Genomic DNA, 12,303 nt, shown 5'->3' on the forward strand with positions numbered 1-12,303 from the left:
CCACCGACGCCAGACGCTCGGCAGCAGACCGAATCAGCCACTTAACTACCACTCAGTTCTACTATCAAGTAATGTGTGTGGTGCCTGTCACAATCAGGGCGTCCAACGGTGAACACTCTGGCCGACGGCACCCCGTCACCACACTTACCTCACCGTCACGGTGCACTCCACCGCGATCTGCACCGACACTACTGTCCCGCACCTTCTCAATGCCGAGAGACATGGCAGAACAGGACCACCGCCTATGAGCACGCCAACTACAGCACTGCCGACCACCTCCTCACACGGGCCCCGTCGTCGCCTCCAGGCCCTGAGCGCCGCAGCCGTCGTCGGCCTCGCACTCACGTTGTGCACGACCACCGCGCCGGCCCACGCCGCCGAACTCGTTCCGCAGACCGATGCCGAGGCCGAACAGTTCCTCGATGACCGTGCGGCAGAGGATCCGAGCACACTCGACCGCGAATCAGTCCCCGAGGGCATCAGCGTCGAACAGGCGAAGAAAGCCGTCGAGAAGACCGACGAGCTCACACCCGCCGACGTCGAATACGCAGCCGCGCAGGAAGACCTGCCGGCATCAGGAGTCCCCGGAGATTTCTATCAGACCCCGGACTCGCTGCCGAGCGAGGACGGAACAGTGCTCAAGCAGGCCGACTCGGAGTTCTACCTCGACCCGGTGAAACTCATCAAGCATGACGCGAAGTCGACGGTCTTCATGTACAAGACCACTGATGAGAAGGGCCAGGCCCGAGCCGCGACCGCCACCCTGCTCACTCCGAACGGCGCGAGCGGCCATGCCGACGATGCCGTCGTCATCTCGCCGGGCACTCAGGGCATCGCCGACAAGTGCGCTCCCAGCCGTCAGCTGGGCATGGGAACCGAGTACGAGGGGATCTCCGTCGCCTCGGCCCTGGCCGCGAAGCATCCTGTCGTCGTCGTCGACTACATGGGCCTCGGCACCGAGGGCACTCACCACTTCGTCGATCGCGTCGAAGAGGGTCGGTCTGTCCTCGATGCGGCACGTGCCGTCCAGCAGGTCGATGGCAGCGAGATCGATGAGGACACCAAACTCCAGCTGCGCGGCTACTCGCAGGGCGGTCATGCCACGACGGCTGCCCTGGAACTCCAGAAGGAGTGGGCACCCGAGCTCAACATCGCCTCGGCTTCGGCCGGCGCAGTGCCCGTCGATCTGCACAAGACGGTGTCCGGGCTCTCGAGCGTCTACACGGCATTCGCGCTGTACGGTGTCGTCGGGTTCGCCGAGCAGGCCGACATCGATACAAGCGACTTCCTCAACGAGAAGGGGCAGAAGATGGTGGCCGAAACAGCGGACAAGTGCACCGTCGAAGCCCTGCTCTCGACAGCCTTCACGGATGGGAAGTCGCTGACGAAGAACGGCGAGTCATTCACCGACATCATCGACGAGAACTTCACGGACATCGTTGACCGGCAGCGGTTGGGCAAGGCCGAGGTGCCGGATGTTCCGCTGCTGGTCAATCACAGCCGCCTCGACGACGTCATCTCGTTCGATCAGGGCAAGGAACTCGCCTCGACGTGGTGCCGAGCCGGCCACAAGGTGGCGTTCGAGGACAACCTCGGGCCCACGCATGTCGGCGGCTACGTCGCCGCGCTGCCGCGAATCGAAACCTTCACCACCCGCACCTTCGCGGGCAAGGCTCCGCTCGACAGCTGCTGGAGGCTGTGACCTCCCACCTCACCGAGGCGGCCGGCCCAGTTGGGGAATCTGTCCCCACCGAGGCGGCCCGCCCGGTTGAGGAGCCCATAGGCCCGAGGCGGTCCACCCTGAACGGGGTGGGCCGCCTCGGCGATATTCACGGGGTGGGGCTGTGCCTGTGACGGTCACATGACGTAGGAGAGGATCATCGAGACGAGGGTCGCGACGACGACGGAGTTGAAGGCGAAGGCGACGATGACGTTCGTGCGCACCAGTCGCCAGGCTTTTCGCGATACCGCTCGGCCGGGGAGCGCGGCCGTCATCGTCGATGACAGCACGGAGAAGGTCAGGTAGTCGCCGAACTCGCGTGGGCCCTCCATGTCGAATTCGAGTTGCCGCTCCCCCGGGCTGCCGCCGCCACTGAGGTCGAGACGCATGAACTCGAGTGCGAACGAATACACGAGCACCGCCCACGAGGCGATGACATTCGCGATGCCGAGCGCCGCAGAGACGACGATGCTGGCGCTCGAGCCAGAGGTGACGAGGAAGATGTTGAAGATGAATGCGAGATAGGCAGCCATGGTCGCCCAGGACACTGCTCCGCCCATCCCGAACCACCGCGACCACCATCGTCGGCGGTTCGCCACTGACCAGCGGGAATGGACGATGAGTTCGGTCTCGTCGAGGTCTCTCAGTCCCGCGTGGGTCCACAGCAGATAGGTCAGCGCGAAGAGCGGCCAGAAGACGAGGAAGAGGTTGATGACCTCGTGCGGCAGGGCCAGCGATGCAGCCATGCTCGGGCCAGAACCCAGTGGGTCGAAGTCGAATCCGAACACGAGGATGCCGCTGACGATGAGCGCAGGAACTCCCGCGATATTTGCGCGCGAGTCGTCGGAGAGGGTGAGCATCTGACTGTGCGTGGGTCTCATCGGCCCGGCTCCGGTTCGTTCGACGCGGCGGCTGTTCGAGTTCAGCCTAGTCGAGGGTGGGCTCGACTCGGCCGATCTCCGAATCGGACCGGTGGCACCGAGTCAGACCAGGCATCCCCGAGTCAATCGAACTGCTCCCCAAATCAGACCGACCACGGGTCTAGTCAGACCAGCTGAGAGGCGAAGGCGAGCAGGTCGCGGTCGCCGCCGGGGCGGCCGACCAGCTGCACCGCCTGCGGTCCTTCGCCGCCTCCGGCCCCGGGCAGCGGGATCGTCAGGGCCGGCCAGCCGAGCACGTTGAATGGCATCGAATAGCGCATGAACTTCGCCGCCGTGCCGGAGTCGATCTCATCCCAGCGGACCACGGGTCCGTCGATGGCCGGAGTGAGCAGGAAGTCAGTGCCACCGAAGACCGCGAGCGACCGTTCCCGCAGTTCGGCGAGCGCGTCCAGCTGCTTGCGGTATCCGGCCTCGCCGAGGCCTCGGCCGGCTTCGATCTTCTTGGCCACACCCGGTTGGTAGTCGGCGGCACGCTCGGCGAAGAGGTCTCTGTGGACCTCGAAAGCCTCATAGAGGCGGATGTAATCGTAGATCGGTGCGAGGTCGTCGAGGAGTTCGTCCAGGGCCGGCCCACTCGCCGAGGTGATCGTGAGTTCCGGGACCGATTTGAGCAGGTCCCGCGCTCGGCCATCGTCGCCGCCGAAGAGACTGACATCGATGGTGTGTGCGCTGTTCCCTCGGTCATCACCCGCATCGTCGCCCGCGATCACGTCGAAAGCCGTGGTCAGCAGGCCGAGGTCGGAGGCGAAGAGTCCGACGGTGTCGAAGCTCTGCGAGAGCGGGAAGACTCCGTCGACGGGCACGACGCCGAAGGTCGGTTTGAACCCGAGCACGCCTTGGCAGGCCGCCGGCACGCGCACGGACCCGGCCGTGTCGGTGCCCAGAGCCAACGGCACCACCCCGGCGGCAACGAGTGCGGCCGATCCGGAGCTCGACCCGGCGGTGCACAGTGCCGCATCAACAGGATTGACGACGCGGCCGAAGGCGGATTCGTCGCCGAGGATTCCGTAGGAGTACTCCTGGCAGTTCGTCTTCGCCACTGGGATCGCGCCCGCCGCTTCGAGTCGGTCGACGACCGGCGCCGAGGTAGCAGCCGGGGCATCGCTGCGCACATTCGATCCCATCGTCGTCGGGTATCCGACGAGGTCGATGACGTCTTTGATCGCGAAGGGAATCCCCTCCAATCGCCGAGGCGGCTGACCGGAATCCCGGCGGCCGATCGATTCCGCGGTGAGGGCATTTGCGCGGTCGACGGTCATCGCTGTGACGGCGTTGAACTGCGTTCCGGCTCGCTCCACCTCGGCGAGGGTATGCTCATCCATCCGATGAGCCTATCTGAACCGTCGGCGCCAGTCCGGGCCATGGGCACAGCGCTTCGATGGCGGCGGCGACGTCGAAGGCGCGGGCGTCGTCATAGGGGTGGGCGATGACCTGGACACCCGTGGGGATGCCGCAGTCGGCCATGCCGGAGGGGACGTTGACGATCGGCACTCGGTTGCAGATGTTGAATGGCATCGTCATATGCGCCTGCCAGTAGTGATCGAGGCGCACGCCGTCTCTTCCGCTGTTGTCGGACGCACCGTCCGCCCCGGATGCGCCCTCCCCTTCGCGACCGACGCCGTCGGCGCCGATCGTGATCCCGTCGAGGTAGCTGGTCCCGGCCTCCAACCCGGCCACCGCCGAGGTGGGTGCCAGGAGCACATCGAACCCGTCCATTGCGGACGCCAGCTCCGCCTGGATCTGTGCTTCCATGGCGAGTCCGTCGTAGAAGGAGCGGCGGCCGGCGACCGCCTCGGCGTCGACCATGAACCGCAGCGTGTATTCGGCCAGGGTGTCCTCGTGGCCGCGGGTGGCGGCGCGCATGGCGGGGGCGAGGAGATTCCCGAAGTGGGTGAACGCGGTCTCGAAGATCCGCTCGGCCGTCCACGGCAGTTCGATCTCCTCGACGTGTGCCCCGGCCGATTCCAGCGCCGAGGCGACCGCGAGGGTATTCGCTTCGATATCTTTCCCGACGGGGAAGTCCCCCAAGCGCAGGCACAGCGCGACCCTGCGTCCGCGGAGTCGGTCGGCCGCCTCGGCGGGGTCGAAGTCATCGAGGAACCCGGGCGAGGCGATGGTCGCGTGATCGCTCGGATCGACCCCGACCATGACCTTGGCGAGCAGGGCGGCGTCAGCGACGGTGCGCGTCATCGGCCCGTCCCCGCGGTACCAGTCCGCGGCCAAGGGCTGGGCGCCGGGGATCCGGCCGTACGGGGCCTTGTAGCCGACGGTGCCGGTGAAGGCGGCGGGCAGCCTCGTCGATCCGGCGATGTCGGAGGCCGTGGCCAGGGGCGCGAACCCGGCTGCCAGCGCAGCACCGGACCCGCCGGAGGACCCGCCCGGTGAGAGGTCCGGGTTCCACGGATTGCGGGTCACGCCCCACATAGGCGAGTGCGTGATGGTCGCGCAGCTGAACTCCGGAGAGGTCGCTCGGGCGTGGACGAATCCGCCGGCGGCGCGGATGCGGGCGATGATCGCGGCATCATGGTCGGCGACAGTGTCGCGTTCGTGCAGCAGCCCTTGAGTGAGGCCGCGGCCGGCGAGCGCGTGCTTCTCCTTGGCGATCACGGGAAGTCCGAGCAGCGGACGGGTGGCGGCCGCCTCGGCGAGGTCATCGCTGGTGGCGTTCGCGTAGAAGTCCTCGGCTTCCCGCGCCGAGGTGACCGCCTCCTCGACGACTTCGGTGACCGCATTGATGCGCTCGTCTTCGGCGGTGATGCGGCCGATGAAGGAGGTCAGGTAGTCGATTGGGGACAGCTCCTTGGACCGGAAGGCGGCGAGCGCCTCGGCGGCGGACAGGGTCCAGGGTTCGGTCGTCGAACTGGTCGGGTCTGCGGCCGAGGCGGCGGCGCTGGGGCACGGGTCGGCGCTGGGGCGCGGGCTATCGGTGCTCATGCGCGCGCCTCGGCGATGGACGACCCGACCCACACGGCGCCGTCGCGGACATCGGCGAGCTCACCGCGGACGAGTTCACCGGCCACCGAAGTGAGCACGCGGACGCCGCGGAGCATGTCCTCATCGGTGGTGAACTCGCGTTCGCAGTGGGAAACGCCGTCGACGCTGGGAACGAACATCATCACGGCGGGCACGCGGTGATTCATCGCCACGGAATCGTGGCCGGCCATCGTCTCCAACCGACGGATGCTCAGACCTTCGTTGGCCACGGCCTTCTCGGCGAGTTCGACGCCTTCGGTCGGGAAGTGGCGCTTGTCGCGGATGTCGAAGTCGCGGACGTTGATGGTGATGTCGTGGGCACGGGCGATCTCGGCGATCTGCGTCTTCAGGGAGTCGCGGGCGGCTTGGACGATGGCAGGATCGGAGGAGCGGAGGTCGGCGACCATGTGGACGCGGCGGGGAACGACGATCGGCGAGTTCGGTTCGACGACGTGCTGGCCGACCGAGGAGACGAGGGCTTCTTCCTCGAACGCGTCGACCACCTCGGCGACGGCGAGGACGACCTTGGCCGCGGCGACGAGCGCGTCGTGGCGGTCGGCCATGGCTGTAGCCCCGGTGTGGGACTGTTCGCCGAGGACGTCGATGTCGAGCTTCTGCGTGTACCAGCTGGACTCGACGACGCCTATGTCCGTGGCTTCGCGTTCGAGGATGCGGCCCTGTTCGATGTGGATCTCGGCGTAGGTGATCGCCTCGGGCGGGGTGTCGGTGCCGGCATAGCCGATGGCGCCCAGCGCCTCTGCGACGGTGGTGCCTTCGAGGTCGGCGACGGCGAGCATCTCGTCGAGGTCGAAGAGCCCGGCGTAGACGGAGCTGCCCATGATCGACGGGGCGAAGCGACCGCCTTCTTCGTTGAACCAGTTGACGACGGCGAGGTTGAAGGTGGGTTTCAGGCCAGATTCGGCGAGTTCCTCTTTGACGCGCAGGGCCGCGAAGAGGGCGGCGATGACTCCGTAGGCTCCGTCGAAGCGGCCGCCGAGCGGCTGCGAGTCGAGGTGGGAGCCGATGAGGACGTACGGGGCATCGGGAACGAATTCGAGGCACGCGAACATGTTCCCGATCGCATCGACGCGCACGTCGAAGCCTTTGTCCGTCGCCCAGCCGCGCATCCAGTCGCGCGTCTGCTTGTCTTCGGCCGTCAGCGCCTGCCGGTCGACGCCGTTGTTGCCGGTGGCACCGATGGTGGCGACGAAGTGGAAGTCTGCGAGGAAGGCCGCGTCGGAGGATGGGGGTGCCTGATGGTTCATTGCTGATCGCTGCTTTCTTGTGGGTGATGTGGTTTGCGCGGGTCTGTGGTGGGGTTCGCGCGCCTACCCCAGCCGTCCGCGAGTCTCGGGGAGGCGCGTGACGAAGATGAGGACGAGGCACACGGCGGCCGCAGCGGCCATGTAATAGCCGGGCGCGGTATTGACGCCAGTGATGTCGACGAGCCACGTGCCCACGAACGGAGCGGTTCCGCCGAGCGCCGCGTAGGAGATGTTGTAGCTGATGGCCGCCGAGGTGAACCGCGTCTTCGTCGAGAATCGCTCGCAGAAGAAGGTGTAGCAGCCGCCGCCGTAGCAGCAGAGCGCGAGGACGAAGATCGTCTGCCCGAGGAATGCCAGCCCCATGTGTCCGCTGGTCACAAGCCCGAATGCCGGCACCGAGGTGACCGCGAGCAGGATCGCACCCGCGATGAGCATGGGCCGACGTCCGAATCGATCACCGAGATGGCCGGCGATGGGCAGGAAGATCGTGTAGCTGGCCATGGCGATCGCGTTGGTCAGCAGCGACTGTTCGCGGCTGAGGTCGCCGGTGGTCTGGATGTAGGTGACGAAATAGGCCGAGAGCATGTAGAAGCCGAGCGCGGTGACGCCGAGGACGAAGAAGACCTGGAGCATTCCGACCCAGTTCTCGCGGAAGCTTTCGCGGATCGGGCTGAACTCCTTGGGCCGTTCGGCAGCGGTCTTCTTGAACAGCTCGGATTCGTCGGTCTTCGACCGGATCCACAGCCCGACGGCCGACAACGGCAGCGCCAGGAGGAAAGGAACGCGCCAGCCCCATGAGTCGAATGAGGCATCGCTCATCACCGTCGACAGCAGGAGGATGAGGCCGCCGGCGAACACCGAAGGCAGAGCCGTCGCGGCCAGGGTGATGTTGATCCACAGTCCGCGCTTGGCAATCGGAGCGTGCTCGTAGACGAAGGACGGTCCGCCGACGGATTCGCCGCCGGCAGAGAAGCCCTGGCCGAGTCGGGCGAGGATGAGCAGGATCGGCGCGAACCACCCGATCGTGTCGAAACCGGGGAGGATGCCGATGAGGGCTGTGCAGGCTCCGACGAGGAAGATCGTGATCGTCAGGGTCTGCCGCCTGCCGACCTTGTCGCCGAGAGCTCCGAAGAACAGTCCGCCGAGGGGGCGCATGACGAACGCGACTCCGAAGGTCGCGAAGATGACCAGCAGACCGGTGATCCGGTCGCCGTCGGGGAAGAAGTACTCGGACAGGATGACGGCGGAGAGTCCGTAGAGCGTGAAGTCGTAGAACTCGACGAACTGGCCGATGCTGCCGCCGAGGAGCACCTTCCGCTGCATCTTCGTCGACCGGCCACGGCCGTCGGCTGTGGGCGTGTGCTCATGGTCGGTGGTGGGAGTGGACATCAAAGCTCCTTTGCTCTGTCCCATGACGGGCCTGTCACCCTGATGGGGCGGAAGCATCACCGTCTGCCCGTGTGATGCCTGCCATTTATTGTGATGAGCGAATCGGAATCAGTCCAACAGATACTTTTGAACATTGTCATCAATTGAATCAATGAGAGCAGACGTGGTCGGCGCCCGGACCGTCACTGCTTCACCGCAGCACCCAGAACCTCTTTGCTGACTTCGCAGAATGCCTTCCCGCGTCGGCTCAAGCGCACGCCGCTGGGCCAGATCACGGCGAGGTCGATGCTCGGGAAGTCGTCGAGCAGGGGAACATCCACGGTCTGCAGCCCGATATAGGTACCCGATGACACGCTTTGGCTCAGCAGCGAATACCCGTGTCCCATCGCCACGAACGACCGCAGCGTCTCGTAGCCGGAGAACGAATGCCTCGTCTTCGGCACAATCCCTGCGATGCGGAACAGCTCGTCGTAGTACTGCCTGGAAAAGGGCAGATCGAGCTGAATGTAGTCTTCGTCGGCGAGTTCACTCAAGCGCACCGGTTTCGGCTGCCCACCCCCGGCAAGGCGATGATTGCGGGACACCAGAACGTGAGGCTCGACGACATCGAGGAGGAACGTGTCGAATCGGCCCGTCGGACCGAGCATGTACGTCAGCGCCAGATCACAGTCGCCTGCCGTGACGGCCCTCTGCAGCTCTTCCAAGTCGGCCTCAAGGTAAGTCACCTGCACTTTTGGATAGCGCTTCGCGAACTCATCGTGGATCAGCGGCAGTCGGGTCGGCGCGATCGGCGAGAACACGCCGACTGTCAGACTCCCGCTCAAAGACCGGGACAGCCCTTGCGCAGTTTCTCCGAGCGCATCGGAAGCCTCGAGGAAGCTGGTCACTTCGGCCAGGAATCGCTTACCTGCCGGAGAGAGCACGACCGATCGGTTCTTCTGCCTGATGAAGAGGTCGAGGCCGATGGTCCGCTCGAGCTGGGCCATCGCCGTCGAGATCGCCGACTGAGTGACGTTGAGCTGCTTCGCCGCCTCGGTCATGTTCTCCCGCCTGGCGACCTCCTGGAAGTAGCGCAACTGCACCAGGGTGAAATCAAGGGCCATAGCTCCCCATCATCCCACCGACAATGGCGATGCGTGCAGATCCAACCTCGCCGAGGCGGCTCTATCCGAGCACTACCGGTCAACCCTTCCCAGGCGGCCAGGCTCCAACCCTTCCCGGACGGCAAGCATCGCACAGATCACCCACCTCTACCGGGTAGGACCCCGTTCCGAGAATCCTCCCGACATTTCAATCGTCGCCGATCCCGAGTCAGTGCCGACGAGTAAAGTGCCCTCAAACTGACTCACATCCCAATAGACAACTCAAAAGCCGCCTTCACATTTTTGCGTGCCATTTCTAGTCGAATATTTTTCGAAGATTCTATTGTCTTCTATTCTCTGACTGCCTACAATTGAGTTAAGAGACCTTCAATGACGAACGGAACTCAACAGCGATGACCTTCACTCCCGACCGCAAGCGACGCAAGTCAGGAAAGCGCGACCGCCGCGCTGCCCCTGACTCGCACGGTGGGGCGAGCAGAAGACCGCCAACGAACACCACACCAGCAGGCCTCGTGGGCGCCACTTCTCAGAATGCCCACGCACCCGAGGACACCGCGCAAGCACAATCCGAAGAAACATCGGCCCCCGCAACACTGGCCGAACAGCTCAAGGCGGCCGGGCTCGACCTCAGCGGACACCACTTCGCCGAGGTGTTCGAGGCCCTTGACCCAGTTTCGACCGACGATGACGCAGCGATTGACAATGCGCCGATAGCCGACGACGAACAAATAGGCGAAGACACGTCGGCTGCCGATGCCGGACAACCGAACACAGCCGGCACGGCTGTCGGTTGCGAACAGTCGAGCGAAGGCGTCGAATCAGCGACATCCACTGAGAACGAGCCGAACGGCCCGACAGACACGACCGCAGGTCCAGACCCGACCGCACTGTTTGAGGCAAACGAGCAGGCCCGCTCAACCGCGCAGCCCACATCCGCTGGTCCTGCCAGCTCGGCCACTACGAAGGACCCCGACGCCGCTCGGCCCGAGGCTGGAACTGATTCTCAACGACCAGCCTCGATGCACCCGATCCTCACCGACGCGGCCTGGAACGACCTGGCCGCAAGCGCTCCCGAAATCACCGACTCGATCGCTTCCCTGACCGAACTGGTCGGAGGTCTTCGCGCCTTCGATCGGCCGATGGGGCCGAACGAGGCCCTGCAGGTCATCGATGGAGCAGAGGCTCTGCGTCGACTCAGTGAATCTATGTCCACCCTGGCACTGGCCGTCTACGAACGTGTCGGCACGCCTAAGGACAGTGGCGCCAAGTCGACCAAGGCGCTCATCCAGGAACGCCTCAACCTCTCGGGGCGAGAAGCTAACCGCCGGGCAAGGCTCGCAGAGAATCTCGGCGGACGAGTTGCGCTCGACGGCCAATCGCTTGAGCCCGAACACCCGCTCGTCGCCGAGCAGCTCCACCTCGGCACTCTGCCCGCGGAGCACCTCACTGTCATCGAAGACTGCCTCAAGGCACTGCCCGCGTGGGTGGATCACGAGACGAAGTCCCGTGTGGAGACCGACCTCGTGAAGTACGCGAAATCGGTGACTGTGAGCGAGCTCCGCGACATCTTCCGTCGGATGCTCGCTCTCATCGACCCCGACGGTGCCGAGCCGCTCGACCCCAGCGATCGTTCCGCCTACTTCATCACTGCCCGGCCCAAGCGCAATGGAGACTGGAGGCTGGAAGGCGTCCTCGACCCCGTGGCGGGATCCGAACTGCACGGACTGCTGACTTCGCGGATCCAATCCGCGAAAGACAACACTTCGACAATCGCAGAACCCACCGGTGACAACCCGTCGAACACTGCAGAATCGGGCGACGACACCACATCGAACAACGTCCGCCCCACCGACACTGAAGCGGCCCGCCCCGCGGCCGACGACGCTCCCGCGCTCTTCCCGAACGTCGGACTCGGTCAGGCTGCCGGCGAAGAGAAGTTCGAACCCATCGACGCAGTGCTCACCGGCGATCGTTATGACGCTCCCCCATGGGCTGTCTTAGACGCCGCCAGCGATTCCAGTGCCGACAGTGAAGCTGCCGGTGACGCCGGTGCGGATACGGCCGATTCCGCTGCCGACCGCCCCGTTCATGCCGGTCAAGGGGTCCGCGTCGATGGTTCGGCCGTCGATCTCATGAGCGAGCAGCCCAATGCGAAAGCCTGGATCTACGAACGTTTCGCCACTCTCATTTCGCGCATCAGCATGAAGGAAGCCGCCAAGGGTTCGCCCTACGCCCTGGTCGTCACAGCCAAAGCGTCCGACATTGCCAACGGCATCGGCGAAGCCACCACAGGCTCCGCCGGCCGCTTCCCGATGGGCGACGTCGCTCGACGCGGCCTCGATGGCACCGTCTTCTTCCACCTGATGGACGAAAAGGCTCGCACGGTGGAAGTCTGCACGGAACAGCGCTTCGCCAACAAGAAGCAGACCGCAATCGTCACCGCCAGGGATCGCGGATGCGTGTTCCCCGGCTGCGACGCACCAGCGGGGTGGTGCGACGTGAACCATGTTGTGCCGCACGCCCTGGGCGGCAAGACAGACATCAACAACATGTGCCTGCTTTGCTCCTTCCACCACCACCTCATGGACCGCTCCGACTGGGAAGTGTTCATGCTCGGCGACGGACGGCCGGCATGGCGACCGCCCGAAAGCATCGACCCCGCCCGCACTCCCATCCTCCACTCACGATTCGTCACCGACGACATCATCAACGGCCTCTTCGGCACGTAGCTGCGCATGGCCATTCAATGGCACCGCTGTGCCTCCATTCTGATGTGAGCGCGAATGGCCTTGTCGCGGCTGCCTTCACCCCACAGGACTCGGGTTTACGCGCTAGTCGGAGCGCAGGCGGCACAGCAATCGGCCCGAAAACGGTCCTCGCCGGTCAGAGAGCAGACGCTGCATAAGAGATTC

8 protein-coding genes are annotated in these 12,303 nt (G+C 65.0%); 2 read left to right on the forward strand and 6 right to left on the reverse strand.

The annotated features are described in order from the left end of the window. Positions 1-244 precede the first annotated feature (244 nt). Positions 245-1,702 (forward strand): lipase family protein, encoded by a 1,458-nt coding sequence (locus HIM68_RS12310; RefSeq protein ID WP_172172559.1) that lies wholly within the window; start codon positions 245-247, stop codon positions 1,700-1,702. Positions 1,703-1,857: 155 nt separating this feature from the next. Here the strand turns inward: HIM68_RS12310 and HIM68_RS12315 are convergent, their stop codons facing one another. The 6 genes from HIM68_RS12315 to HIM68_RS12340 all read right to left on the reverse strand — a co-directional run bounded on the left by HIM68_RS12315 (position 1,858) and on the right by HIM68_RS12340 (position 9,391). Then, a complete protein-coding gene (locus tag HIM68_RS12315) occupies positions 1,858-2,601 on the reverse strand; it encodes a DUF1345 domain-containing protein (RefSeq protein WP_253903930.1) in 744 nt (247 codons plus the stop codon). A gap of 164 nt (positions 2,602-2,765) precedes the next feature. Continuing rightward, on the reverse strand, positions 2,766-3,983 hold the full coding sequence (locus HIM68_RS12320; protein ID WP_172172561.1) for an amidase: 1,218 nt from the start codon (positions 3,981-3,983) through the stop codon (positions 2,766-2,768). After that, complete coding sequence (locus tag HIM68_RS12325; RefSeq protein ID WP_172172563.1) at positions 3,976-5,595, reverse strand: amidase; 1,620 nt, start codon at positions 5,593-5,595, stop codon at positions 3,976-3,978. Before HIM68_RS12325 ends, HIM68_RS12320 begins: the two co-directional genes overlap by 8 nt. Beyond that, positions 5,592-6,899 (reverse strand): M20 family metallo-hydrolase, encoded by a 1,308-nt coding sequence (locus HIM68_RS12330; RefSeq protein WP_172172565.1) that lies wholly within the window; start codon positions 6,897-6,899, stop codon positions 5,592-5,594. The genes HIM68_RS12325 and HIM68_RS12330 overlap by 4 nt, the downstream gene beginning before the upstream one ends. 63 nt (positions 6,900-6,962) lie before the next feature. Then, on the reverse strand, positions 6,963-8,288 hold the full coding sequence (locus HIM68_RS12335) for an MFS transporter (RefSeq protein WP_253903931.1): 1,326 nt from the start codon (positions 8,286-8,288) through the stop codon (positions 6,963-6,965). A gap of 182 nt (positions 8,289-8,470) precedes the next feature. Continuing rightward, entirely contained in the window at positions 8,471-9,391 is a 921-nt protein-coding gene (locus HIM68_RS12340) for a LysR family transcriptional regulator (RefSeq protein ID WP_172172567.1), read from the reverse strand. A 512-nt stretch (positions 9,392-9,903) separates the two neighbouring features. On the opposite strand from HIM68_RS12340, the gene HIM68_RS12345 reads away from it, so the two are divergent. Continuing rightward, positions 9,904-12,120 carry a DUF222 domain-containing protein gene (locus HIM68_RS12345; protein ID WP_172172569.1) on the forward strand — a complete coding sequence of 739 codons (2,217 nt, stop codon included), beginning with the start codon at positions 9,904-9,906 and terminating at the stop codon, positions 12,118-12,120. Positions 12,121-12,303 lie beyond the last annotated feature (183 nt).

Source organism: Brevibacterium sp. CT2-23B (genome assembly GCF_013168765.1).
Classification (GTDB): Bacteria; Actinomycetota; Actinomycetes; order Actinomycetales; family Brevibacteriaceae; genus Brevibacterium; species Brevibacterium sediminis.

Excerpts from the sequence above, each read along its gene's own strand:
- HIM68_RS12310 (WP_172172559.1), top strand. The coding sequence starts at position 245 with ATGAGCACGCCAACTACAGCACTGCCGACCACCTCCTCACACGGGCCC.
- HIM68_RS12325 (WP_172172563.1), bottom strand. The coding sequence starts at position 5,595 with ATGAGCACCGATAGCCCGCGCCCCAGCGCCGACCCGTGCCCCAGCGCC.
- HIM68_RS12340 (WP_172172567.1), bottom strand. The coding sequence starts at position 9,391 with ATGGCCCTTGATTTCACCCTGGTGCAGTTGCGCTACTTCCAGGAGGTC.
- HIM68_RS12315 (WP_253903930.1), bottom strand. The coding sequence starts at position 2,601 with ATGAGACCCACGCACAGTCAGATGCTCACCCTCTCCGACGACTCGCGC.
- HIM68_RS12335 (WP_253903931.1), bottom strand. The coding sequence starts at position 8,288 with ATGTCCACTCCCACCACCGACCATGAGCACACGCCCACAGCCGACGGC.
- HIM68_RS12330 (WP_172172565.1), bottom strand. The coding sequence starts at position 6,899 with ATGAACCATCAGGCACCCCCATCCTCCGACGCGGCCTTCCTCGCAGAC.
- HIM68_RS12320 (WP_172172561.1), bottom strand. The coding sequence starts at position 3,983 with ATGGATGAGCATACCCTCGCCGAGGTGGAGCGAGCCGGAACGCAGTTC.